Source organism: Varibaculum timonense (genome assembly GCF_027694345.1).
Lineage (GTDB): Bacteria > Actinomycetota > Actinomycetes > Actinomycetales > Actinomycetaceae > Varibaculum > Varibaculum timonense_A.
On sequence record NZ_JAQEVU010000005.1, the window covers coordinates 1 to 25767 of the forward strand.

A 25767-nucleotide genomic window follows, 5' to 3' on the forward strand; every position below is an offset into this window, starting at 1 on the left:
AAAACCCAAAAAATCCCGCGACATATGCGGACATATGTCGCGGGACATCACACTTTCTACTTGGCAGCCATTTGCACCCACTTAGAAAGTCATTGTCTTTGCCGTCAAAAAGTACTCCTGTGCATCAAAAAGTACAGATAGCCGACATTGAGCGAAACCGCTCTCTACTAGCGCGCTTACCTAAAGCAGGGATTTCGACGGCTCTGCTAAGTTCAATGTGTACATCGTTGAAAATATGTTACCCATCTCAAAGGCTCGAACCGACATAAAGAAGTTTTCTTTCCCGTGCTACTGTGTCTGCTTTTTTCTCCTAGCACGCATATGAATGCACGGAAACTCTAATTCATTTGTGAAAAACTAGGAAAATCATTGATTTGTAGAGCTCTTTCTGTCACGAGATGTTTGTTGATTTTAAATTCTTACAAAGGAGTTAGAAATGTTTGTATCAAAGTCTATCCTTGTGGCTACACTATCAGCAGCGATAGGTATTTCTGGAATAACAAATGAGGGCGTAGACCCCCTTAAACGATAATGATTCGGTTGCACCAGTTAGTGATTTAATGGAAGTTGCACCAGCAGAAGCTGCTTTAGAAATGCCAGATTTGTCCGCCACAGACGGTGATTCTGTTTCACCTAGAGTGGCGCTATTACCCACAAGGAAAATTCCTTCTCCTGCTAGCTGTATTGGTAGTACTAGTTTTCCTCACAAGAGCGGGAGAATGGCATCAGTTCATGCTCGCATTAAATGTAAACGGAATGTTCAGCAACTCAAAACTGTAACCACGCTGTACCGGGAGAGGTGGTACGGGTATCAGGCACTTGCAAGCGACAGTTCAACTACGACAAACAAGTACACTAGCTACGATGCCCATCCTCACTGGACGTGTAGTGGGACAGGCACATACACCTACTGGGGATTTTCAAACCATTATACCTTGGAAGGTGGGAAGAGATTCTACGCCAGAACAGGTAACGGTGGAAATAATCACGTTAGCAGGTTTAAATGTTGATTAGGCTACGTGTTTTTGGCTTAATGGTCGTTACTGTTTTCGCAATCTCGGCATGTACCGTAGACGAAAATACCCCTCCAGAAGGAGGAGCTAATTCTGCGGTGCTGAATCAGGTAACCGAAGGCCCTAAAGATCCACCAGAACTGTTGGTTAGTGGAAGCGTATTGTTTCCTATTGAGTTTTATTGGGTATCTGGGGGGCAGTTGCACACAGCCGATGCGCCGCCAACCAGTGAAGGTATTCGGAGTATAAAACGCACTGAAGGAGCAGATAAGCTATTGATTCGAATGGATGCATCCCTCTCCTTATTGCACCTTGGTTCGGGAATGTACTGGAATTAATGACAGCGAAACGGGCGAGCTTAAAGGATGTACTTATCTGGAGTACGGGGCACAATTTCAGGTTGATTGGGAGAGGGTTAATTCAGGTTTGGAGCCAGCTGTCCTTGTCTCGGAAAAATCAAAATATGTCACCGTGACAATCCAGTACCCTAATGCTAATGGCTGGGATCGCACTACTGAAGGGAATCCTGTGAATCATGCAAACTACGCGTTTATTTTTACAGAAATTTAACCCAAAACTGGCATCCAGAGTAAATGAGCATAGCCCCGGACTAGTTTCAGATCTAGTTTTTAACGGGTTTAGTGAACGAATAGTTCTCTTATTGCCCCTAGCAACCGACCATGGAGAGACCACTTGGACAGCTCTAGCCTCTAAACACAAAATTTCTGTCCCTAGTCATTACTGGACTCGAAAAACATTCCAAAATTGTGGTGCTGAAGGTATTTACTATCCAGAAGGAGAGATTCCTGATAGAGAATATGCCTCTAAGCTAGCAGCTGCACTATCAAATTCTTCTGAAAGTTCTTCTTGGACTGGAATTTTTTGGGGCGGATATGCTGAACAGCAATGTCGAGCAAATATTATCGGTCCAGAAGAATCTTCATTCCTTAGGCCCGAACCATATTCCATGATTCAGCTTCCGACAGGGCAATTGGGAGCTTTATTGCAAGCGCGTTTACCTTCAATACTTTTTGATGACTCGGTTTCCTGTGTGGTGACTCAACCAATCTACGGAGATCGACTTTACGTTTCGTGCGAGGACAGACTGTCTACAGTTTTGGCCTCTGAGCTTGGTGACGTTTTCCCTGTTTCACCGGCTGACCCCATGCCAGATTATCTGCCCTATTAACCTATCGGCGTAGTCTCAGCCAGCTGGTGAGGACGAACGCTGCGGCAAGCCCCGCCTCAGTATCGTATAAAAGATAAAGTGAGCGAGCTTGAACTGGGGAAACATTACTGTGAAATAACGCTGTTTTACGGCGATGGCATGGGAGCAGGAATAGCAGACTCTATTCGCTCTTTGTTCCAGTAATTACTATCACCTACAGGTGCTTGCGTTGAGGTTGGAGAATCCGGCACTGGACTAGCTTGCCGTGAATGCAAAGCAAGAAGAACTAGCCCAATCACAAGGCAGATTCCTACACATCCGCAAAGACTCGGCAGGACACTAAACCACCCCAACACGCCCTAAAAAAACACACATTTGAGGGTGCGGATTGTTTTTTGGGTATTAACCCAAAATATAGGAACGAGCCCTCCGGCAAACAGTGATCACTGCCCGGAGTGGTTCGTCTTGCCTAGCAAAGGACGGTGAGGCTGGTGCCAAGCAAACCAAAATGTCTCTGCTCTGCTCCTGGCTGTCCCGAACTAACCCGCGAAAGGTTCTGCCAGCTCCACGCCAAAAAGGCAGACAAGAACTACCGTAAGTTTCAACGTGACCAGAGAATCAACAAGCATTACGGTGCTCGCTGGCGCAAGATTCGTGCTGCTTACATCGCGCAGCATCCTTTGTGCGAAGACTGCCTGGAAAAAGGACTAACCACCCCAGTTGCCGAAGTCCACCACGTCCTCCCCTTAGACCATGGCGGCAGCCACGACTTTTCTAACCTGCACAGCCTGTGCAAACCCTGCCACTCCAAGCAGAGCGCGTTAGACGGCGACAGATGGAGACAAACTCCAAGGGTCTACAGTTATTAGCTCGGCGACCTTTTCGTGCTCGAATGGAGAGCTACCTCACCAGTGTTTGTTAACATTGGAAGTAGTCAGATACCTGAGACCCCCCTGAGGAGTGTCATTATGAGAGCTTCACTTACTAAGAGTCTTGGCAGTGCGGTAGTTGTAGCTAGTAGCCTTGTATTAAGTCTGCCGGGGGCGTCAGCAGCTCAAGCTTCACCAAAAAACGACTCTTCTACCGCCTCGACGTGTGTAACGCCTTTAGGCTCTTCGCAGTCGCAATCGCACGGAGAGTACGCTGAAATCCTCAATGTGAAGCTTGAAGAGAATCGTGTCGTTACCGCATCAACCAATCAACCACTGTCTGTTCCCAAGAAGATCGAGGTCATTAACGGAGTGGCAAAGTATTCTTTCCCTTCAGACTTCGGATATTCATACGCGACAACAAATGACGGCGAATCACTTTTCATATCAAACGCCGAGCATGAGCTCGTTGGCCTCATTGATTCCGTATCCGCAGTCGACACGGATGGTGCGACCTGGGCAGCAACCATGAGTGTCTCCAATAACGTAGTTACCTTCTCTAGCGAGGAAAGCGGGATTCGTTATTACCGAATCGAGTACGTGGGTGCTACTGCGGCAGATGCAGACGAAAACGACTTCGGGTATCGAGCATCCCTTATCGGAGTTCCGCGAAACTATGTTTACAATCCCAAGCTTGGCTCTCTGCACGATTACTGCACTAAATCGCCCGATGAATTCCCTAATCCTTTTGGCAAGAACGCGGATTTTAGAGGGCCATGCGCACTTCATGACATGTGCTACGAGCGTAAAGGTTGCGCCTCAAGATCATGTGATGCATCGTTGAAAAGTAATTTGAAGAACAATTGTCGCGCAACATACTCGAATGGACCCACTCTCGCATCATGTTTAGCAACCGCTGAAGTGTATTGGGGTGTCGTCCGTGGTGCTCATATGTTCAGTTCATGCGCATAGCGAGCACGGGTGCGTAATGAGGTATATTCCACTCGCTACAACCGCGACAGGGATCATGGGTGGTGTCCTGCTGTCGTGGTTTGCGTTGAGCGTTGATGCACCTTTGAATGCGGTCGACTACCTGGCGGTCTTGCCGCTAGCGTTCTATCTTTTGCTCACTGTTGTTGGTATCGTGTGTGCTTTCAAAGTGTCAGGTGTACGTGTCGAGAGTTTCCTCTACTCGACTTTTATGACACTTAACCTCGCCGGCATCGGCTCGTTCTACATATTTACTGACCCCACAACGATTAACGTTTTTGGATTCCTAGCTATTGTGATTGGACTTCTTGGCGCGCTAGTACCTGCAGTGTTCATATCCCGTAGCACTGATACAAACTAAGCTACAAGCTTTTAGGGTACGGAGTTGACGACGTTCTTCACTATCAATAGGTCGGCTTTAGTACGTTGCGGTACATCCAGAAGAAACAATCCGATACCCCTAAGCAGACAGACCGAAAGCGTTGACAGCATTCACTTCAGTCATGTTAGGAGTTCCAGGTGGGGTTCTAAGGCGAAAGCTAGCTGGTTCAATTTCCTCAGAGGTAAATAATAAAGCCTGCGAGAAACTAGCGGACTTCATTTTCTGACGGATTATTAGGTTCAGAAACATGGCAGGCTACCCGTTTTCGTATCACTAAACGAATCAGGTAGCCTGCCATGAAAATGACAGCTGGGATTCCGTAAAGTCCGCACCATTTAACATCCGAAGGAGAATCTGGAGCTACTTGATACCAAATGTGATTTCCGGTTGCAAACACGCTTCCTCCAGTTGAAATCCAAAATGCCATACTGTCAGCAACCAAGCCAAAGCAGTAAAGCAAGAGTGGCAAAACAAAAAAGTTTAGCTGCCAGTCTGCTACCTGGATTTTCCGGGTGATTAATAATGCGACTACAGGTATGAGAATCGGTTCAATGACTGCCGCAGGGTACAGCACCCACACCAGGTCGCTGAGAAAAACAGTCTGGAATAGCAGAACACATACGGCATAGACCAGAGCGATTTTGACGATATCACGCATCAGTGCCCTTTCCCTCACCATACCTAGTCAGAGATAAGCCAACTTCACTATTGACTGAAAGCTCATCGATGTTGGAACCGTCCCAATGTCTGTCTAAACCGCAACGTGGTGGGAAAGCGCTGGGCGCTATCCTGAGGCAGAGATTTGTCTTGGTTGCTTTGTAGTGGGTGCGCAGCCTTCTGATTGCCCAGTCGTAATGGCTGGGCGCAGCCGAGACAAAGTAGGAGCCCAACGACGTGGTTCCCGTCCAGGGAAAATACTTCTTAGTGAACAGCTCCTCGTCGCTGAAACTCTCAATGAGTTCGACGGTCTGAGTGCGGCTCGCCATGAGTAACGCTTGGATTTCATCTAGCGACACATCATGGTAGTGCTCCCAGATTTCCTGGTTCAAAGCTGGCGTGGTTCGCCAGGTGTGAGGAAACGGAAGAAACGGCCGAGACTGACCGTGGAGGTTGGCGTCGACGAAGCCAAACAGCATGCGCTGCCACTCGTGCAGGTGGGCTAGTACATCGCGCAAGTTCTTATCTCGCATCTAGTGGGCTTCTGGTCGGTCGAAATCGTTGCCGAAAAACAGGCCGGCGGTTTCGATATTGGGGCGCATGGAGTCAATGAGTGCTTGCAGCTTGCTCCACTGTGTGGTGGTTGCATCTAAGAGTTCTGTTTTCGTTTTTGCTCGAGCCACGTCTCAATTGCAACACGGACACACAGAAGGGATCAAACGAGAAAGGTCGGTCTGATGGCGAAAGATGGAACGAACCGTGGTGACCGGCGGGTGCGTGCTGGCGCGAAGCCGGATGCTTTGAACGAGAAACTCGCTAAGGGTCTGCCTGCTACTCGCCTGGAATACCCCCACGATTGACCCCTTTAATTTTTGGCAAAAACTAGATTCCAACTGTTCTTTGTGATAGATTCAACAAGTCAGTCAGCTCGAGGAGGAGTGATGGCTAGAAAGAATCGACTGGTTGCAGTCTTGGCAGTACTGTTATGTATAGGCTTGATTGAAGTCCCGACCGTAGCTTCTGCTGCAAGCGCGAAGATACACGGTGAGGTTTCAGAACAATTTCGAAGGTATAACACTCAACGTTACAAACGTATGCGAGTGGGCGTGGCTTTTAAAGGTAGCTTAGCCAAAGGTAAATGTACTTATCGTAACTGGGATAACCCTAAGCTATGGAATACTGATATTGTTGTACTTCCATATGGTTCTTGGAGCCTCGGATTGCGTTACGCAAAAAATGATGTTCAGTTTACTCGTCTGCAGTTTAGTGGTCAGAAAGGTTCGGGAACGTTCCCGAATACTGGAGGAGCTAAAGGAGACTATGCAACGTGGTTCAAAATTAATACTTTGGGGTCCCATTGTGAAAGTCCTATCGTTATGCCATTTAGTGGAACATTGACTTACTGAAAGTACTTATCATGCGAATCAACATGCCTTCCAAATATATTGCTGGTGGTTTATCCATAATTGCAGCGATTGCCAGCATAGGTGCAACTATACATTTCAGCTCTCCATCAGACGCTACCAATATTGAACCCGCTAGTAACATCTATAGCGTCTCAGAAGCGACCAAAGTTCTTGATGCTAACCTTTCTGAAGCGCAATCACAGAAAGAAGACGAACTAAAAGAGGTACAAGAATCCTATAATCTTCCCCCTGGTGGAACGTTTGAAATAGAATACACTTTCCCTGAGATTAACGACCAACTCGATCAAGTCCAAGCTCAAACGACGCAACGTTCTTCGGAAGAATCAGAATTTCAAGTACATGAGGTTTGGTATGAGCCAGGATATTTTAAATCAGATGCGCTGGTGCAATGGCAATGCGCATGGATGAAGGAAGCAGTTCTTGCTCAGGAATCACAAAATACTGCACGTTTTGCTGACGCCATAGCCCAATTGCGAGGATTTAAAAATAGACCAGAGATTTCAATGTTCCCTGACTACGACACATTTCTATCAGAAAATATTACACCTTTAGAGAAAGGGGACTCTCGGGCAGCACGTGCTTTCTTGAATTCAGGTTATTCGTGTGTAGAAGAAAACCAGATTAAAGAGTAAATGGTTTTCGCACAAACTAATGCACCCCAACAGACGCTTCGTCTGCTGGGGTGTGAAGCATCCCGGGTTTTGTTCCGAGGTTTTTGTGAGAGGATTTCGCATGCCAAGGAACTATATAAAAGTTTTTGGGGAGCGGGCTGTCAGGCTTGTTGAGGATCGTCTGCGGGATAATCTGGGAGTGTCTGAAACCCGCGAACACGTCGCTTTCGTAGTTGATAGGAAGCTTGATGCTGCTTCGGTGATTGAACTGCTCGACCTTGCCTGCCTCGAGCATGGTGGACGTCCCAGGGTGATCCGGATGGATAACGGCCCCGAATTCATCTCTCACGCACTGCAAGAGTGGGCAACCGAGGATGGGACAATCCAAGCGTTTATCCCGCCCGGTCAGCCATGGCATAACGGGTTCGTTGAATCGTTCCACAACCGGATGAGAGACGAGCTGTTAGAGGACAACAGTATCGAGAACCTGGAGCACGCTCGCCTGCTCGTAAATCTGTGGTCACGGCGTTACAATGACTTCCATCCGCATTCCTCGCTGGGCTACCTCAGCCCACGACAATATGCGGAACAATGGAGACAAGAAAACACGGTCAACGCTTAAACCACGTGGATCTAATTCTTAGGCCACTCCAGGTAACGAAGCGGAGAATCAAGCCCATGTACATGTGGTGATTATCGGATTTTCTTATCAGGATGAGCGTCCGAAGTATCTTTTTGAGCATCCTAAAGAGGGGGAGTCTCGCCGCTACCAGGTGGAACATATTAACGGTTATCTAACAGCTGCTCCGGATGTGTTTGTGGAAAAACGAGCTAAACCGCTATGTGAAGTTGTTCCGATGGTTGCGGGTGGTAAACCTACCGAGGGTGGAAACTTGCTGCTGTGGCAGGAAGAAAAGGACGAGCTAGTAGCGAAAGAACCAGCAGCCGAAAAATGGATTCGCCCTTTCTCTATGGGAGCGGAGTTCATTAATGGTAAACCGCGTTACTGCTTGTGGCTGGTTGATTGCCCGCCGCCAGAGTTAGCTCACCTGCCGCTGGTGCTGGAACGGGTACGCCGGGTAAAAGAAATGCGGCAATCCTCGGCTAAGGCAGCGACCCGCAAAAAGGCAGATACCCCCTGGTTGTTCGATGAAATCCGCCCCCCGCAAGGAGATAATTATATTGCAGTACCTGCAGTTTCTTCTGAACGCCGCAAGTATGTGCCCATTGGGTTTGTTGATAATGGCATGATTCCAGGTAATAAACTATTTTTTATCCCAAATGCGGGGCTATATGAGTTCGGTGTCCTCACCTCCCAGTTTCATAATGCCTGGATGCGGGCAGTCGCAGGTCGCCTAGAAATGCGCTACAACTACGGGAATACTACCGTCTATAACACCTTTATTTGGCCTGACCCCACCCCGGAGCAAAAGCGAGCAATCTAGGAGGCCGCCGCCCTCGTCCTCGAGAAAAGAAAAGCCTATGCCCCAGCTATCTTGGCGGAGCTATATGACCCGGATAATGATTTCCTCTATCCCGAGCTAATCCGGGCGCATGCCCAGCTCGATCGGGCAGTGGAAGCTGCCTACGGGGTGGATTTTTCCGGTGACGAAGCCAAAATCACCTCCCACCTGTTCACCCTCTACCAAGCTGCCACCACTCCCTGACCGGGGTAAGCTACAAATCTGGCGGAGAAGCTAGTAGCTGCTGATAACCCTGGCTTGCAAGCAGCGCTTCCCGCAGCTGCCGCGGGCGAGGTTTATATGTAAAGCTGCTTACATATCGCGAAAACGAATAGGCTGACATGAAGTCCCTTATAACCTGAAAACAGGTAGTTTGTTTATCTGGTTCCAACAGTGTCGGCTTGTCTCCTGTTTTGAGGATTAAAAATCCCTGCATAAATGTTGCAATATGCGACACATATACTTATCTTGATGGTATAGGTAAGGAAGGGGAGTGGCAGTAGTGAAAACCGCAAGTGTGAATGTTCGTATTCAGGAAAATGTGAAGGCTAAGGCCGAAGAAATCTTGGATACCATGGGGGTTTCTCGCGCGACCGCGATTGATATGTTTTATCGGCAAATCATCATGCACAATGGGATTCCTTTTCCCGTAACTATCCCCAGTGAGCTTCCTGCGCGTGACACTTTGGATAAAAGACAGTTTAACGCCCTCATGAGCGCGGGATATTCCCAAGCTCTATCAGGTGACTCCTACGGTATTGACGAAGTATTCGACGATTTGGGTAAAAATCTGTGATGGATCAGTATGCAATCCGCGTTACCGCCCAGGCTCGACAACACCTGAGGCTTATCAGAGACTATATTGCGGTAGACCTGCGAGAGCCTGAAATCGCGAAAAAACTATTGGAACTGTTGCAAAAAGAAATATCCACGCTGTCATTTATGCCCTATCGGGTGAAACTAATCGAGGAGCAGCCTTGGCGTGAGATGGGTTTTCGTAAAATTCGGGTGAAAAACTATTACATTTACTTCTGGGTTAATGATGATACTAAGGAAGTCAATATCATTGCCGTAATCTATGTCAGACGCGACCAAGCCCAGCAATTAGAATCGTATATTTGGTGAAGCTCGTGAGCTTGTCTATCTGTGCCAACTCTAACAAGACGCTAGTTCGCTCAAATATGTAAAGCAGTTTTATGTATCGAAAAGACGTGTAAAAAAATCGCAAAAACTTTTACACGTTCCCTAATTGGTGCTTCATGTTGCAGCTACCCGGAATAAAATCCTAAAAATCAGTGTGAATGCAACCGTCGCCGCTAGCTGCCGTGCCTTTACCAAGCCGCCACCACGCCCTGACTGCAGTTTCGGTCAATACGAGTATCTGAGTAATCCTGTTTCCGCCTCCAAAAAGTAATACAATAGTATTACTTGAAGATAGGGGGAGTTGATGGGGGTTATTAGTTTGCGGGTTCCAGAGGAGGAACTCGCTCGTTATAAAGACTATGCACGTATCCAAAACCAGAGTTTATCAGCAGTTATTCGCGCTACCATGATGGAGCGGATTGAAGAAGAATACGACCTTAAAGTTATCGAAAACTATGAGGCGCAAAAAGCTGCTGACAAGGTAGAGCTATATGCTCACGATGATGTGTGGGCGGAAATGGGCGTATGAAACGCTATAGCCTCTACTACACCAAGGAAGCTAAGAAGGCTCTCAAAAAGTTGGATAAGCCGATATTGGTTATGGTTAAAGCCTGGATAGAAAAGAACTTGACCAACACTGATGACCCCAGAAGATATGGCAAGGCTCTAAAAGGGAAATACTCTGGATACTGGCGTTATCGTGTCGGCAACTACCGACTTATTTGCGAAATCCGTGACCGAGAATTGGTGATTATCCTTATCGACCTGGGGCATCGTGGGGAAATCTACCGCTAGGACGGCGCACTGGGCTTGCGCCGTGGGCGGGGTTTATATGTAAAGCAGTTTTACATATCGAAAAAACGTGTAAAAAATCGCGAAATTTTTTACACGTTCCCCAATTGCTGCTTCATCTTGCAGCTACCCGGAATAAAATCCCAAAAATCAGTGTGAATGCAACAGTCGCAGCTAGCTGCCGTGGGCGGAGCTTATCTGGGTGCTGAAACTAATAAGGTGCTAGGAAGATCGCTACTCCCTGTTTGCTGACAATCCATTTGAAGTGTACGATACCACCGCTGTTGCTGATCCGATGCTTGTCAACTAATATTTCATCTTGTCAGACAAATTTTATAGTTGGAAGCAAGGTAGCTTCCTTAAGAAAAGAGATAACTATGAGTCAGAAATTCATAGTCGGTGCATATGCCTCCATGCCGGATACAAATCAACAAGATGAGTACTATCGCTTACTTGGACAACTTGATTGGGTAAACGGAATTGAAATTCCTTATCCTGGTGATCTTGCCGATAGTGCTACTTGGCTGGCAGAGAGACTGTGCCCGCAATGGGATTCGAACACAATCACCGCGATTCCCGGCACCATGCAAAATGTTGGAAAAAATCCTTTATTCGGTCTCGCCAGTGCGGATGAGGAAGGACGCGAACTCGCTATTGCCCAGGCTAAGCAAATTTCCGAGGTAGCCAGAGAGCTTTCCGATTATTTAGGGCGTGCCGCAGTGAGTAAGGTGCAAGTGCATTCCGCCCCTACCCGTCTAGCGGATGCAAACGCTTTTCGCACCTCCCTTGAAGAGCTAAAAGAACTGGACTGGGGCGGAGCAACGATCGTGGTGGAGCACTGTGACCGTTTCATCAAGGAACAGCCTCCCGAAAAAGGGTTTTTATCGCTTAAGGAAGAAATCGATATTTGCCGAACCCTGGGACTTAAAATTCACATTAACTGGGGTCGATCTGCCGTAGAAGGTAGAAGTGCCGCAACTCCTTACGAGCACATTCTAGAAACCGGACAGGCTGGAGTACTTGCCGGAGTCTGTTTCTCAGGTGCCGGTTCTCAAGAGTGCGTTTACGGGTATGCCTGGATTGATGGTCATCTTCCTGCACAACCGGATGAACCCAGCTCACTCATGAGTGAAGAAGAAATTTCTAGATGTTCAAAGGCGGCAATACAAGGGGGAGCGAGTTACCTAGGGGCAAAGATCTGTGTGCCTAAGGATGCGCCTCTTGAACAGCGCATCCGTATGCTTAAAACGATTTACAACGCAACCCGATAAGAAGAGAGGCGATACCGCCCCGGTTGCTAGATTTAGCGTTTGACCGGCAGCGGGGAAGTGAGGGTAGCACCAGCAAAGAATATCGCCTCCATAAGGAGTGTCTTTCTTAATGGACGGTTTTGAAAGAGTTGCCAGCTGGGCAATAATTTAGCGAATGTAACCTCGGTTTCCTACCAATCAGAATCCTTGAAAGGTGCTCCCGATGCTCACTTGCCCTGAACCTGCCGACAATCCGGTGCTCTGGCCGTGGGGAACCCGGCGGGAAGAGGACGGACAGTTATCTTTTGCCGGACAAAAAGTAACTGACCTGGCGCAAAGTTTCGCCACCCCCTCCTACCTGTTTGACCTGGATGATTTCGCGGCTCGCGCCGAAACCATTTCTTCGGCGATGGCGGAAGAGTTCTGGGAAGGCTACGGATTTTCCGGTGCCAGCGTCTATTATGCGGGCAAAGCCTTCCTGTGTACCGCTTTAGGGGATGCCCTCACCAGGGCGGGGATGGGGATAGATACCGCCAGTCTGGGGGAACTTTCGGTAGCGCTCCATCCCGCGATGGGAGCTGACCCCAAGAAAATCGGGCTACACGGCAACAATAAATCCCTCGAATCTCTGCGCCTGGCGCTGCGCCGCGGTATTGGGCGGATTATCGTAGATTCCCTGGGCGAAATTGACCTATTACAGTCCCTAAGTGAGAGCGAAAACACCACCGCGCCGGTGATGGTGCGGGTAACCACCGGGGTACACGCCGGAGGGCACAGCTTTATCGCCACCGCCCACGAGGATCAAAAATTCGGCCTCTCCCTGGCATCGGGAGCCGCCCTCCAGGCAGTTAAAAAGATTATTGCCGCCCCCAATCTAAAGCTAGTAGGGCTGCATTCCCATATCGGTTCCCAAATCAAAGATCTAGAATCTTTCCAAGTAGCAGCCGACCGATTGCTGGCTTTCCGCGCGCAGGTGCAAAAGCTGGGTGAAGCCGTCCCCGAAGTGGATTTGGGTGGGGGGCTAGCTATCTCCTATCAGGGCGAGGACGTGCCCAGCGCCAGTGAATATGCGCTCTCCCTGGCGGCCTCGGTAAAGAAAGCCTGCGAGCAGGCAGGCACCGACATTCCCCATATTTCGATTGAACCGGGGCGCTGGTTAGCCGGTCCGGTATGCGTGAGCCTCTACCAGGTGGGAACGGTCAAGGATGTGCAGCTAGAGGACGGTAGCATCCGCAAATACGTGAGCGTAGACGGGGGCATGAGCGACAATATTCGCCCCGCCCTCTACGATGCCGGATATGTAGCGACCCTAGCTTCGCGCCTTTCTGATGCCCCTGCTGCTAGCTGCCGCATAGTGGGTATGCATTGCGAATCCGGGGATATTTTAGTGCCCGAGATTGCCCTGCCTGCTGATATTCGCGCTGGTGATTTACTGGTAATCCCGGCTACTGGAGCCTATGGGCGGGCAATGGCCTCGAACTACAATCTGGTTCCCCGTCCCGGGGTAATCGGGCTGAGCCGTAAAGCGGCTCCGCGCTATATCGTTGCCCGAGAAACCGTGGATGACCTACTGCGTCTGGATACCGGAGCCACCGGTTTATCTCAGTGACAAATCTTCGGAGCGCTCGAACTCCAATAACCGTTAGAGTAGAAAACCCCGGCGGGTAAAAGCTTCGTCGAAAGTGGTGAAAAGAGGGTGAACATGAAGCAAGCGGTGAAAATAGCAGTACTTGGGTGCGGAACTGTGGGGGCGCAAGTAGTGCGTCTACTGCAAGAACGCGCCGCTGATTATCAGGCGAGGTGTGGAGCCAACCTGGAGATTATCGGTATTTGTGTAAATAATATGGCTGCTCCCCGCCCCGATTTTATTAGTCGCGACCTACTTACCGACCAGGCAGAGCCTTTGATTGACCAGGCTGACCTGGTAATCGAGCTAATCGGGGGAATTGAGCCAGCGCGCACCTACATTACCCGCGCCCTCGAAGCTGGAAAATCCGTGGTAACCGGGAATAAAGCCCTCCTCGCCCAACACGGTCCGGAACTGTTTGACCTCTCCCGTGAGCGTGAAGCCGACCTTTACTATGAGGCCGCAGTTGCCGGAGCCATTCCCGTGGTTTACGGCCTGCGCGAATCCTTAGCTGGCGATCGCGTCCAAGTGGTGCAAGGCATCGTTAATGGCACCACCAACTACATGCTTGACCAGATGGAAAAGAAAGGCTGGTCATTCGAACAAGCGCTTACTACTGCCCAAGAACTCGGATACGCCGAAGCTGACCCGACCGCCGATATTGATGGGTTAGATGCCGCCGCCAAATGCGCCCTACTCGCGCAGCTAGCTTTCCACACCCGGGTTTCCCTAGATCAGGTAGCGGTGAAAGGGATTCGCAGTATTACCGCGGACGATATTGCTGACGCCAAAGAGTCGGGACGCACCATTAAGCTGTTGGCGATTGCCCAGCTCGCGCAAGATGAACAAGGACGCGAATGCGTATCCTGCCGGGTGGAGCCGGTATTGGTGAAACCAGAGAATCCGCTCGCAAGCATCGCAGGAGCCTTCAACGCGATTGTGATTGATGCCGAGGCCGCGGGCAGGCTAATGTTCTACGGTCAAGGCGCCGGCGGGGTACAAACCGCTTCCGCCGTGCTCTCCGATGTGGTGGCCGCTGCCTTCCACCTAGTTTCCGGCGGCAGCGCCCCGCGCGAGTCCGCCTATGCTGATTTGCCACAAATGCCAGCTGAGCAGGTGAGTTCCAAGTACAGTATCCGTCTGCAGGTCGAGGACGTAACCGGGGTATTAGCCGAGGTAGCAGGGATTTTTGCTCGCCGCGGGATTTCTATCGAACAGGTGCGTCAACGCAGTGACGCTAAATCCGGGAAAGCGATTGTTTCTTTGTCGAGTGACTGGGCTAGTGCGGGAGACATAGACTTGACGGTGAAAGATTTGGAAGCCGCCGAGCCGGTGAGCCAAGTAATTCAAGTAATCAGTATGGAGGGCTAGCAAGATGGCGCATCTGTGGCAGGGAATAATCAACGAATATCGCGATTGGCTCCCCATTAGCGAGGAGGAAGCAATCGTCACCTTACAAGAGGGCGGCACTCCGCTGGTCTACTCCGATGATTTGTCTAACGAGGTGGGGGCACGGGTATATATCAAGGTCGAGGGCATGAACCCTACCGGCTCTTTTAAAGATCGTGGTATGACCATGGCCATTACCAAGGTGCTCTCTAGTGGGCAAAAAATGGTGGCTTGTGCCTCTACCGGCAATACTTCGGCTTCGGCCGCTGCCTATTCTGCAAAGGCTGGTCTGGAATGCGCGGTAATCCTGCCTGCCGGGAAGATTGCTGCCGGAAAACTCGCGCAAGCAATTGTGCATGGGGCGCGACTGGTGGCAGTGGATGGAAACTTTGACCAATGCCTGACTATTACCCGCCAGCTCACCGAATCCTATCCGGTAGCTCTAGTAAACTCGATTAACCCCTACCGCCTGCAAGGACAAAAAACTGCGGCTTTTGAAATTGTTGATTTCTTGGGGGATGCTCCCGATATTCATGTTCTCCCGGTTGGAAATGCCGGAAACATTTCCGCCTACTGGATGGGATATAACGAATACGCTGGTCGGCGCACCGACGCCTCCTTGGAAAAAGAAACTAAACTAGGGCAGGCGCGCGCCAGTAAAGTTCCGCAAATGTGGGGTATCCAGGCTAAAGGGGCTGCGCCTTTCGTTGCTGGACACCCGATTGACAACCCGGAAACCGTGGCGACCGCCATCCGAATCGGCAACCCGGCTTCCTGGGATTATGCATCGGCAGCGCGGGACGATTCCCACGGTTTTATTACTGCGGTCAGTGATGAAGATATTTTAGCTGCCCAGGCACGGTTAGCAACCGATACCGGCATTTTTGTGGAACCAGCTTCCGCGGCCTCGGTTGCGGGACTGCTGTGGGCTGCTGGCGCAGGTAAAGTACCCGAGGATGCGACTATTGTGTGTACGGTGACTGGAAACGGTTTGAAAGATACCGCGACTGCTTTGGGGGATTGCGATATTAACCCGCAGGTAATCGCGCCCACCTTGGAGGCCGCCCTCACCGCCCTCGACTTGAAATAACAGGAACCAAGCAAGATGCGGATTGTTAAGGACGAGGCGGAAGTAAAAGTTCCTGCCACCTCGGCTAATCTGGGACCCGGATATGACTGTATGGGACTAGCGCTTTCCCTGCATGATCGAGTACGTTTTCGCGCTACTGCCGGAGCCACCCAGGTGCACGTGCGGGGTCAAGGCAAAGACAAACTGCCGGAGGACGAAAATCACCTGGTAGTGCGGGCTATCCGCTTGGGGCTAGATGCGGTAGGGGCATCCCAAGTGGGGGTGTCCCTGTGGCAAGAAAATCAGATTCCCCAATCGCGCGGTCTTGGTTCATCAGCGTCTGCAATCGTTAGTGGTCTTGCCCTGGTGCGGGCAATTATTGCCGAACCGGAAGCGCTTGATAACGATACTATGTTGCGAATTGCGACCTATCTAGAGGGGCATCCCGATAACTTGGCACCGGCGATTTATGGGGGGATTACCGTATCCGGAATCGAGGGTACTTCTAGCGAGGAAACTGCCACTACCCGGCAACTTAGCTCCCCATTTTTAGAAATGGGGGCAGGTGAACAGGAAGAAATTGCAGGGCAATCTGAGGGGAATAAACCGGTTCTGGCAAGTGAGTTTCCAAAAACCTGGGCACTGAAAATCAAGAATCAATACGATTTGCGACCTACCGTGTTTATCCCGGATTTCGAGTTGGATACTTCCCAGGCGCGCTCTTTGCTTCCGGAACAAGTTCCTCATGTGGATGCCGCCAAAAATGTGGCTAACGCGGCGCTGCTGGTGTGCGCCCTGGAAAATCATCCTGAGCTGTTAATGGCTGCCACCACGGACTATTTACATCAAAACTATCGTCGTGCCGCTATGCCCGCTTCGGTTGATTTAATGTATTGGTTGCGTGCTCAGCAGTTACCGGCGGTTATTTCTGGGGCAGGGCCGTGTGTATTGGTGCTAGCGAATGTAAATGACCAGGTGAAATCGCAAGCTGAGAAAGCGGGTTGGAGAGTGCGCACCCTAGAGTTAGACATGCGCGGGGTGCGGGAACTATAACTAAAATCCCTGTAAATAGGGGAATGGTCAGGCTCACTGTGTCGCAGTTACCTACTGCTGCAAAATCCTGGTAGGCTAAATGCACGAAGGCGAAAGCAATCAGCGGAATACCGATTGAAAAGCTTAGTTCTAGTCTTCAAAACTCACGCCGATTTTTCTCGGTAAAAATTATCCAGACGCGTTTGCGTCATACCTACATTCAAAAGGAAAGTTTGTGAGCACAAACGAGAATGCTAATGAGCTTGGTGCTATGAAACTAGATCAGCTAAAAGCATTAGCAACAAAACTGCAGATTCGTGGGACTTCTAGGCTGCGTAAAAATGAGCTAATCGAAAAAATTACCGCGGCTCAATCCGCTCAGTCCGCAAATGCTGGAGCTACCCAATCAGGGGAATCGGCATCTGAAAATAAAGAGACACTGTCCGGTCAGCCAAGACAGATGCGAGGGCGTAAACCGCGCCGTCACGGTGCTGTGCGTCAAGATTTAGATGCAAAAGAAGACGCGAAAGAACAGTTAAAACAGGATTTGGCACAGCAAGCCAACCGCAAGTCTCGTAATCAAGACAAGTCTGCCCAATCTGGCGAGGACGCACCGCGTTCAGTAGACGAAATTGCTTTACCTAATGCTGATGATGAAGACCGTGGTGACGGTCGGGGGCGCGGACGACGGAACCGGCGCCGTGACCGCAACCGGCATCGTGACGATAATTGGAATGAAAATAATCGTACCGAGCGTGCTGGTCGCGTTAAAATTGATAACCGCGAAGAGGACAGCGAAGAAAATGATGAAGAATTGCTGCCAATCGCGGGGGTTCTGGATGTCCAAAGTAACCATGCCTTTGTGCGTACTTCCGGCTATGTAGCCGGTCCTAACGATGTTTATGTCACCTTGGGGCAAGTACGCCGTTGGGGATTGCGTTCCGGCGATGCGGTACAGGGCGCAGTTCGTCCTCCGAAAGAGGGCGATAATAATCGGCGACAAAAATACAATGCCCTGGTACGGTTGGATGCCGTTAATGGAATGAGTGTCGAGGACGCGCGGGCGCGTACTCAGTTCAAAGATTTGGTGCCGCTGTACCCGAATGAGCAGCTGCGTCTAGAGAACAATCCCAAGAATCCCACCCAGCGGATTATTGACCTGATTGCCCCGATTGGTAAGGGGCAGCGCGGGTTGATTGTTTCTCCTCCTAAAGCCGGTAAAACTATTATTTTGCAGCAGATTGCCAACGCTATCACCACTAATAATCCGGAATGTCACCTGATGGTGGTGCTGGTTGATGAGCGACCCGAAGAGGTCACCGATATGCAGCGTACGGTAAAGGGTGAGGTTATTGCTTCGACCTTTGACCGTCCTGCCTCTGATCATGCTTCGGTAGCCGAACTGGCAATTGAACGGGCAAAACGCCTGGTGGAGCTAGGTAAAGATGTGGTGGTACTGCTGGATTCAATTACTCGCTTGGGGCGTGCCTATAACTTGGCGGCTCCGCCCTCGGGACGAATCCTGTCCGGTGGTGTGGACGCTTCTGCGCTTTACCCACCCAAGAAATTCTTTGGGGCAGCGCGTAACGTCGAAAACGGTGGTTCGCTGACTATTTTGGCTACCGCCTTGGTGGAAACTAACTCCAAGATGGACGAAGTTATTTTCGAAGAGTTTAAAGGCACCGGCAATATGGAACTGCGCCTGTCGCGCCAGCTGGCTGATAAACGCCTATTCCCCGCGGTCGATGTGAACGCCTCGGGTACTCGCCGCGAAGAACTGCTGCTTAATAAGGAAGAACTGCAAGTTACCTGGAAGCTGCGGAGAATGCTCAGCGCCTTAGAGCCGCAGCAAGCCAGCGAATTTGTGCTTTCTAAACTCAAGAGCACCAATTCTAATGCGGAGTTCTTGATGATGATTGCCAAGATGAGCACCCAAGTTTAACTGACAGTTTCAAGCGAATTCTTTTCTGGGAATTCGTTTACTAGCTCACCTTTGTGCCCCGCCGGAATCCCGGCGGGGCACAAAGTTTTAGATAGGGGTTTATAGCTTAAAACTGTGGCAGTCGCTACGAATATAACGATTTGGTAGCGAAATGGTTGCATATTGGTTTAGACTGATTTTCGCCTGGTCGAACCGGTCAGGTGATTTGTCTACTGAATGGGATAATCGTGGGACGTCACAGCCAAAAGGAAAAACCATTCCGACATCTACTCTGGCAAGTGGGACTGGCTACCGCTGTTATTGCGGGAGCACTCGGTACCTCCGGTGCAGTGGCTATTCACGCCTCCTCGCTACCGGCCGGACAGCCAGTACCGGAAACAACAGCGCAAACCATCACCGATACCAACCCGGTAGCCCAGGCAAGCGGAGAATACGGTTTTGAAAAAGTTAGCGCTAAAGTCATAGACGAATCCCCCAAAACCGAAAAAACCGATACTACCAGCACGGTAAGCAGCGAAACCCCGCAAACTACTACCCGGGCAAACACCGGCGGAGCCAGTGCTTCCAGCGCGCAATATTCCCTGGCAGCCTTACGCAGAGCCGGCGTAGTTCACTGGGGTGGATACAAATTCACCTATTATTCCCAAAAAGTCCTCCCCGGTGGGGGACTGCGGATTCCCGGTCGCCACGTGAATGCTAACGGATATGTAGCTGACGCCGACGGCTATATTGTGCTCGCCAATGATGCCCCGAAAGGCACCGTTATAAACACTCCCTTTGGCGGGCCGGGAAAAGTCTATGACCGGGGTACCCGGGGCAACCACTTCGACGTTTACACTTCCTAAACATCTCCCAGCCCATTTATCAGGTCATGGTCGCTAACAGTTTCAACTGTACGTATTAGAGGCGATAGGGAACTCGGCAGCGCTCTCATCTAGGATAGTAACGATGAGTCTGCAAGCCATTGTCGAAAAAATAGCTAACGAACCGGTAGCTAAAGAGTTCTTTTCCCAGCCCACTAGCGCTAAATCTCTATACTGTCCCCCCGGACTTAGACCGGCTCTAGCCGCGGCCGCAGCGCAAACCAAAACGCCAAACTCGCGGGGACTAATCTTGTACGTAACCGCATCGGGCAGAGCAGCCGAACAAGCAGAAGCAGAAATATCAGGATATATGCCGCAAGTGGCACGTTTTCCTTCCTGGGAAACCTTGCCCCACGAACGTCTGTCTCCCCGCGCCGACACTATGGCGCAGCGGATCGCAGTGTTACGCCGTCTCGTCCACCCCGAAAAACCGGGAGAACGCGCAGAAGCAATCCGCGTCCTCATCGCCCCCATCCGGGCATTACTACAACCGGTAATAGCCGGGCTATCCGAAATTGAACCCCTAAAAATATCCGAGGGTGAAGACTATCCTCTAGAGGAGCTGGCAACGCGGCTACTGGAACTGGGATATGAAAAAACCGATTTAGTCGCTTCCCGTGGACAATTCGCACTGCGAGGAGGAATCCTAGATGTATTTGTTCCCGGTGAACCCCACCCGCAACGTCTAGATTTCTTCGGTGACACCCTAGAGGAAGTAAACTACTTTTCCCTCTCTGACCAGCGAACTATCGAAGAAAGCACCAGTGGAGTGTGGGCTCCCGCCTGCCGGGAACTGCTGCTAACCGACCAGGTAAAGCAACGCGCTAGTGAGCTGCAATCCTCCCTGCCGGGAGTAGCCGATATGTTAGAGCTAATCAGCCAGGGAATCCCGGTACAAGGCATGGAATCCCTAGCTCCGGTACTGGTCGGTGGGTTACAGACTGTGAACTCACTGCTTTCAAACGACACCACCATCGTGATTGACGAACCGGGCAAAGTAGCTCGTAGAGCCGCCGATCTTTTGGAAACCTCCCAAGAATTCGAGCAAGCAGCTTGGCAAGCCGCCGCTGGCGGAGGAAAAATCCCTATCCACGCTTCCCGGGCGCTGCAAAGCCTCAACGATTTCAACCAAGAGGCACGTGAGAAAGGTTTAGGCTGGTGGGAGCTAACTGGACTGCCCAGTGCCGAAATAATAGCCAGCGAATCCGGGGAGGAAAACAGTGCCAACCCTACAGGCGAGGAAGCAACAGAGCTAACCGGTAAGACAGAAATCGACACCGCTCCGCAAGCAGATGGTTTAAGTGAAACTACCCGCCCTACCTATGTATATAGCGGACAAAGCGATTTGGGGGCACGAGCCTCGAAAGGCTATCGCGGACATATCGACCAGGCAGTAAAAGACCTAAATCAATATCTAAATGCCGGTTGGCAGGTGGTTTTGTCTTGTTCGGGCCGGGGACTGGCCAGCCGATTTGCCACTAACCTAACCGAGGCGGGGCTAAGGGCTAAAACAGTAGAAACCCTAGATACGTCCTTAGAAATCGAAAAAGGCAGTGTCAAAGTTACTACCGGCAGAATCGCCAGTGGATTTACCTTAAAATCTTCGCGACTGTTGTTGCTGACCGAAGCTGACCTGACCGGTCGCTCCCCGCGCTCGGCGCAAGCTCCCCGCAAACTTGCCAGTCGTGCCAGGCGCACCATAGTCGATCCTTTATCCCTAAAACCAGGAGACTATGTGGTGCACACCCAACACGGGGTGGGACGCTTCGTGCAGATGATTAAACGAACTATCGGTAAAGGTCAAGACGCAGTTACCCGTGAATATCTCGTGTTGGAGTATGCCCCTTCGCGGCGCGGACAAGCTGGTGACCGGCTCTATGTACCCACCGACTCACTGGATTTGGTTTCCCGCTATGCCGGCTCTGATACCCCGCAGCTAAACAAAATGGGGGGAGCGGATTGGGCGAAAACCAAGAATCGCGCCCGTAAAGCCACCCGGGAAATCGCGGCGGAACTTGTTAGGCTCTACGCTGCTCGCCAAGCCACTAAAGGACACGCTTTTGGTCCCGATACTCCCTGGCAAAAGGAACTCGAGGACGCATTTGAATATAACGAAACTCCTGATCAGCTGGCCACCATTGATGAAGTTAAAGCAGATATGGAAAAACCGATTCCCATGGATAGGCTGCTCAGCGGAGATGTAGGATTCGGTAAAACCGAGGTGGCGGTGCGCGCGGCCTTCAAAGCTATCCAAGAGGGATTTCAGGTTGCGCTGCTAGTGCCGACCACACTGCTGGTAAAACAACATTTTGAGACCTTTAGTGACCGTTTTGCCCCCTTTCCTATCCGACTGGGGCAGCTGTCGCGATTTTCTACCCCCAAAGAATCCCGGGAAGTTAAAACCGCGCTGCGCAATGGCGAAATTGAGATGGTGATTGGCACACATTCCCTGATAACTGGGGAAGTGGCGTTCAAAAACCTGGGACTGGTGATTATTGACGAAGAGCAGCGTTTCGGGGTGGAACATAAAGAAACCTTGAAGGCTCTGCGCACTAATGTGGATGTGCTCTCTATGTCGGCCACCCCGATTCCGCGTACCTTAGAAATGGCGGTGACTGGGATTCGCGAACTTTCGACCCTTTCAACCCCGCCTGAAGAACGCCATCCGGTATTAACTTTTGTTGGTATCCACCATGATAAACAGGTGAAAGCAGCGATTCGGCGGGAACTTTTGCGAGATGGGCAAGTGTTTTATGTCCACAATCGAGTCGAATCCATCGACCGCGTAGCTGCCCACATCAGTGAGCTTGTTCCGGAGGCGCGAGTGGTGGTGGCGCACGGCAAAATGCATGAAAAGCAACTGGAACAAGTAATGGTTGATTTCTGGAACCACCAGGCTGATGTGCTAGTTTGCACCACGATTGTGGAAACTGGGCTAGATATTTCCAACGCTAATACCTTGATTGTTTCCGGGGCACATCGGATGGGGCTTTCCCAACTACACCAGTTACGAGGACGAGTAGGGCGCGGGCGGGAACGCGCTTATGCCTATTTCTTCTATCCGGGCGATAAACCGCTAACTGAAACCGCACAAGAACGTCTGCAAACCATAGCCGCTAATACTGATTTAGGGGCGGGGACAGCGGTTGCCCAAAAGGATTTGGAGATTCGCGGAGCCGGAAACCTGCTCGGTGGACAACAGTCCGGACATATCGCCGGGGTTGGTTTTGACCTGTATATCCGGATGGTTTCCGAGGCGGTGCAAGGGTTTAAAGATGAACCTAACGATAATGAGGACGAATCTGAGGTACGGATTGAACTGCCAATTGATGCCCATATTCCCCCCGAATATGTGGAGTCAGAACGTTTGCGCCTAGAGATGTATCAAAAACTCTCTAATGTGCGCCAGCCAAGTGAGTTAAAGGCGGTTAAAGAAGAAATGACTGACCGCTACGGAGCGCCGCCCGCAAATGTTCAGCTACTGTTTAGGGTGGCTAGGCTGCGGATGGCTGCGCGCGCCCTAGGGATTAAAGAAATTGTGGCACAGGGACGTTTTGTGCGTTTGGCTCCCGTGCAGCTAGCAGATTCACAAATGCTGCGGATAAAGCGGCTGCATCCGGGAACGGTGATTAAACCGGCAGTTAGACAGATTTTGGTGCCAGCTCCTAAGGGAGAAAAAATGGGACAGGGGGCGCTGCATGATGAACCTTTAGCGCAGTGGGTAGAGAAACTATTAGACAATGTGATTACTCCTTTTGGGAAAGCTTCAGGTAACAGTGCTGAAATTGGGTAAAGCTTTTCAGATAGGCGCTAGGACACCGAAAATGCCGGTACGTCCTCGCTATTGGTAAGCTAAAAGTAGGAATCTGCTGAAGAAGGATAGATTTATGTACAACAAGTTGATTCGAGCTGTCGGCATAGGCGCTGGCGTTGCTTTACTGGGAATGGGGCTTAGTGCTTGTGGAGCTAGCTCTGGGAAAGCTGGTGATGATTTTTCGGCAGATAAGGTCGCTGCGGAACTGAACGCGGCGCGCCCGACAGCTGCGCAACAATCTGGGCAGGTCAGCCAGGTGAGTCAGCTACGTTCACAGGTTAATAATGCCCTTGGAACTGACGTTTATCCGCAAGCGGTTTGGACGGCTTTAGAGGGCGGAAAAGTGTTACCGGTTAATCTTGCGTCCTCGGCGCCGGTAGTTAAAGTTGCCAAGCAGGAACTTAGTAACCAGGCTGGTTATACCGAGAGCGATATTCGCAAATGGGTAGAGGGACAGGTAAAACAAGGCGCTTTACTAGATGGGGATTTTTCTGCCTCTACGATTGATTTTTTGCGCTTGCAAAAGTTTTCGGTTGATGCCCAGCAGGGCGCTGTTTCTCCCGAACTACTTAAGCGGCTGGAATCAAAGTTCTCGGCTGCCTATGAACAGGCTGGTAAACAGACACAGGGCATGAAAACCAGCAAAGTGCTAACCCAGGTTTTAGCGGGGCAAACCGGGATACCGGTGGTGGAGCCAGATGTAACAGCGGGAGTTAATCTGCAAGGAATTGCTAACGCCGAACAGACTTTGCGTAACCAGGTTCCTCAGGCGAATCAAGGTGGAAACTAAGTTTTCTGTCAGCACCTAAAAAAGGGACTTTTGCAACCTGCTGACGTCCTTTACTTCCAGTAGACTGTAGTTAAGTGATCAACAAAATCTATAAGGAGCGTGACCGTGTCACTAATCGTTGCTATTAATGCCCGTGAAATTCTTGATTCTCGGGGAAATCCCACCGTTGAGGTGGAAGTACTGTTGGATTCGGGTGCTTCAGCCCGTGCTTCCGTTCCTTCCGGGGCTTCTACCGGCGCTTTTGAAGCCGTAGAACGCCGGGATGGCGATAAAGGTCGTTACCTGGGTAAAGGCGTTCAGGATGCGGTTAACGCGGTAATGGATGATATTGCCCCGGAGCTAATCGGTGAAGATGCTTTTGATCAGCGCGCGATCGACCAGATGATGATGGATTTGGACGGCACTGCCAACAAAGGCAAATTGGGCGCTAACGCTATTTTGGGTGTTTCTTTGGCTGTTGCTCATGCCGCCGCGGAGGAAGCAGGGGTGTCCCTCTTCAAGTATCTGGGTGGTCCTAATGCCCACGTGCTGCCGGTTCCGATGATGAACATTTTGAACGGTGGTTCTCACGCTGACTCCAATGTGGATATTCAAGAGTTCATGATTGCCCCTATTGGTGCTGACTCTTTCGCGGAAGCTCTCCGTATGGGCGCCGAGGTCTACCACACTTTGAAGGGCGTTATTAAAGATCGTGGTCTATCGACTGGCCTGGGTGACGAGGGCGGTTTCGCCCCCAATCTGGACTCCAATGCGGAAGCTCTCGACCTGATTTGTGAGGCGATCAAGAAAGCCGGATACGAGCCGGGTAAAGATGTGGCTTTGGCTCTCGACGTGGCTTCTTCCGAGTTCTTCAAAGATGGCAAGTACCTGTTCGAGGGCGAGCCTCGCGACACTGATTACATGGTGAAGTACTATGACGAACTAGTCGCCAAGTACCCGATTGTTTCTATCGAGGATCCGCTATCGGAGGACGAATGGGATGCTTGGAAAGCTTTGACCGAGCACATCGGTGACAAGGTTCAGTTGGTCGGCGATGACCTGTTCGTAACCAACCCGGAGCGTCTGGCTCGCGGCATTAAAGAGGGCGTAGCTAACGCTCTGCTGGTTAAGGTAAACCAGATCGGCAGCCTGACTGAAACCCTACAGGCGGTTGAGGATGCTCACCGCGCCGGTTACAAGTCCATGACTTCTCACCGCAGTGGCGAGACGGAGGACGTAACTATCGCTGACCTGGCGGTAGCCACTAACTCCGGTCAGATTAAGACCGGTGCTCCGGCACGCAGCGAGCGGGTAGCGAAGTACAATCAGCTACTCCGTATCGAGGACGAGCTGGGCGAGGCCGCTGTATATGCTGGGCGGAACGCATTCCCGCGTTTTAAAGCCTAGTTTGCAATACCTATACAGCTAATAGGCGATTAGCTTAAAACATCCGGGGTGGGTCGAAAGAAATATCTTTCGACCCACCCCTTTTTTTTG

25 protein-coding genes and 2 pseudogenes are annotated in these 25767 nt (G+C 50.7%); 25 read left to right on the plus strand and 2 right to left on the minus strand.

The window, feature by feature from the left end:
- Positions 1–1003 precede the first annotated feature (1003 nt).
- The 5 genes from PG728_RS05065 (at position 1004) to PG728_RS05085 (ending at position 4401) form a co-directional block, all read left to right on the plus strand.
- The gene (locus tag PG728_RS05065; RefSeq protein WP_270626153.1) at positions 1004–1351 is read left to right on the plus strand and encodes a hypothetical protein; all 348 of its coding nucleotides are present in this window, start codon (positions 1004–1006) and stop codon (positions 1349–1351) included.
- Between the two features lie 197 nt (positions 1352–1548).
- A complete protein-coding gene (locus tag PG728_RS05070) occupies positions 1549–2202 on the plus strand; it encodes a hypothetical protein (protein ID WP_270626154.1) in 654 nt (217 codons plus the stop codon).
- Between the two features lie 470 nt (positions 2203–2672).
- Positions 2673–3050 (plus strand): HNH endonuclease, encoded by a 378-nt coding sequence (locus PG728_RS05075; protein ID WP_270626155.1) that lies wholly within the window; start codon positions 2673–2675, stop codon positions 3048–3050.
- Between the two features lie 99 nt (positions 3051–3149).
- Positions 3150–4022 (plus strand): hypothetical protein, encoded by an 873-nt coding sequence (locus PG728_RS05080; protein ID WP_270626156.1) that lies wholly within the window; start codon positions 3150–3152, stop codon positions 4020–4022.
- 16 nt (positions 4023–4038) lie between these two features.
- Positions 4039–4401 (plus strand): hypothetical protein, encoded by a 363-nt coding sequence (locus tag PG728_RS05085; RefSeq protein WP_270626157.1) that lies wholly within the window; start codon positions 4039–4041, stop codon positions 4399–4401.
- Between the two features lie 226 nt (positions 4402–4627).
- On the opposite strand, the gene PG728_RS05090 is transcribed toward PG728_RS05085, so the two are convergent.
- Together PG728_RS05090 and PG728_RS05095 are read right to left on the minus strand one after the other, a co-directional pair.
- Complete coding sequence (locus PG728_RS05090; RefSeq protein WP_270626158.1) at positions 4628–5080, minus strand: hypothetical protein; 453 nt, start codon at positions 5078–5080, stop codon at positions 4628–4630.
- Positions 5073–5612 carry a ClbS/DfsB family four-helix bundle protein gene (locus PG728_RS05095; protein WP_270626159.1) on the minus strand — a complete coding sequence of 180 codons (540 nt, stop codon included), beginning with the start codon at positions 5610–5612 and terminating at the stop codon, positions 5073–5075. The genes PG728_RS05090 and PG728_RS05095 overlap by 8 nt, the downstream gene beginning before the upstream one ends.
- 204 nt (positions 5613–5816) lie before the next feature.
- Here PG728_RS05095 and PG728_RS05100 point away from each other — a divergent pair.
- From PG728_RS05100 to eno, 20 genes and pseudogenes are all read left to right on the plus strand, one after another.
- Positions 5817–5930: pseudogene (locus PG728_RS05100) on the plus strand (terminase); the annotation flags it as partial.
- Positions 5931–6020: 90 nt separating this feature from the next.
- Positions 6021–6485, plus strand: a complete 465-nt coding sequence (locus tag PG728_RS05105; protein ID WP_072510600.1) for a hypothetical protein — start codon at positions 6021–6023, stop codon at positions 6483–6485.
- Between the two features lie 11 nt (positions 6486–6496).
- Complete coding sequence (locus PG728_RS05110) at positions 6497–7138, plus strand: hypothetical protein (protein WP_270626161.1); 642 nt, start codon at positions 6497–6499, stop codon at positions 7136–7138.
- A 100-nt stretch (positions 7139–7238) separates the two neighbouring features.
- Positions 7239–7739: an integrase core domain-containing protein gene (locus PG728_RS05115; protein ID WP_270626162.1), complete on the plus strand. Its 501-nt coding sequence runs from the start codon at positions 7239–7241 to the stop codon at positions 7737–7739.
- A 67-nt stretch (positions 7740–7806) separates the two neighbouring features.
- Positions 7807–8562, plus strand: coding sequence for a type IIL restriction-modification enzyme MmeI (locus tag PG728_RS05120; protein WP_270626163.1), 756 nt, complete (start codon positions 7807–7809; stop codon positions 8560–8562).
- 15 nt (positions 8563–8577) lie between these two features.
- A pseudogene (locus PG728_RS05125) lies at positions 8578–8784 on the plus strand (type IIL restriction-modification enzyme MmeI); the annotation flags it as partial.
- 289 nt (positions 8785–9073) lie between these two features.
- A complete protein-coding gene (locus PG728_RS05130; RefSeq protein WP_270626165.1) occupies positions 9074–9376 on the plus strand; it encodes a type II toxin-antitoxin system RelB/DinJ family antitoxin in 303 nt (100 codons plus the stop codon).
- Complete coding sequence (locus PG728_RS05135; RefSeq protein WP_270626166.1) at positions 9376–9705, plus strand: type II toxin-antitoxin system RelE/ParE family toxin; 330 nt, start codon at positions 9376–9378, stop codon at positions 9703–9705. The genes PG728_RS05130 and PG728_RS05135 overlap by 1 nt, the downstream gene beginning before the upstream one ends.
- 322 nt (positions 9706–10027) lie before the next feature.
- The gene (gene relB / locus PG728_RS05140; protein WP_270626167.1) at positions 10028–10252 is read left to right on the plus strand and encodes a type II toxin-antitoxin system RelB family antitoxin; all 225 of its coding nucleotides are present in this window, start codon (positions 10028–10030) and stop codon (positions 10250–10252) included.
- Positions 10249–10518, plus strand: coding sequence for a type II toxin-antitoxin system RelE family toxin (locus PG728_RS05145; protein WP_270626168.1), 270 nt, complete (start codon positions 10249–10251; stop codon positions 10516–10518). Before relB ends, PG728_RS05145 begins: the two co-directional genes overlap by 4 nt.
- A 374-nt stretch (positions 10519–10892) precedes the next feature.
- On the plus strand, positions 10893–11786 hold the full coding sequence (locus tag PG728_RS05150; protein WP_270626169.1) for a DUF4862 family protein: 894 nt from the start codon (positions 10893–10895) through the stop codon (positions 11784–11786).
- Between the two features lie 202 nt (positions 11787–11988).
- Complete coding sequence (lysA, locus tag PG728_RS05155) at positions 11989–13374, plus strand: diaminopimelate decarboxylase (protein ID WP_270626170.1); 1386 nt, start codon at positions 11989–11991, stop codon at positions 13372–13374.
- A 93-nt stretch (positions 13375–13467) separates the two neighbouring features.
- Positions 13468–14763 carry a homoserine dehydrogenase gene (locus tag PG728_RS05160; protein WP_270626171.1) on the plus strand — a complete coding sequence of 432 codons (1296 nt, stop codon included), beginning with the start codon at positions 13468–13470 and terminating at the stop codon, positions 14761–14763.
- A gap of 4 nt (positions 14764–14767) precedes the next feature.
- A complete protein-coding gene (thrC, locus tag PG728_RS05165; RefSeq protein ID WP_270626172.1) occupies positions 14768–15871 on the plus strand; it encodes a threonine synthase in 1104 nt (367 codons plus the stop codon).
- A 15-nt stretch (positions 15872–15886) separates the two neighbouring features.
- Complete coding sequence (gene thrB, locus PG728_RS05170) at positions 15887–16903, plus strand: homoserine kinase (protein WP_072510611.1); 1017 nt, start codon at positions 15887–15889, stop codon at positions 16901–16903.
- Positions 16904–17117: 214 nt separating this feature from the next.
- Positions 17118–18824 (plus strand): transcription termination factor Rho, encoded by a 1707-nt coding sequence (rho, locus tag PG728_RS05175; RefSeq protein ID WP_270626173.1) that lies wholly within the window; start codon positions 17118–17120, stop codon positions 18822–18824.
- 227 nt (positions 18825–19051) lie between these two features.
- Positions 19052–19669, plus strand: coding sequence for a hypothetical protein (locus PG728_RS05180; RefSeq protein ID WP_270626174.1), 618 nt, complete (start codon positions 19052–19054; stop codon positions 19667–19669).
- 103 nt (positions 19670–19772) lie between these two features.
- Positions 19773–23480, plus strand: coding sequence for a transcription-repair coupling factor (gene mfd, locus PG728_RS05185; RefSeq protein WP_270626175.1), 3708 nt, complete (start codon positions 19773–19775; stop codon positions 23478–23480).
- Positions 23481–23574: 94 nt separating this feature from the next.
- Positions 23575–24291 carry a hypothetical protein gene (locus PG728_RS05190; RefSeq protein WP_270626176.1) on the plus strand — a complete coding sequence of 239 codons (717 nt, stop codon included), beginning with the start codon at positions 23575–23577 and terminating at the stop codon, positions 24289–24291.
- A gap of 105 nt (positions 24292–24396) precedes the next feature.
- Positions 24397–25677 carry a phosphopyruvate hydratase gene (eno, locus tag PG728_RS05195; RefSeq protein ID WP_270626177.1) on the plus strand — a complete coding sequence of 427 codons (1281 nt, stop codon included), beginning with the start codon at positions 24397–24399 and terminating at the stop codon, positions 25675–25677.
- Positions 25678–25767: the final 90 nt, after the last annotated feature.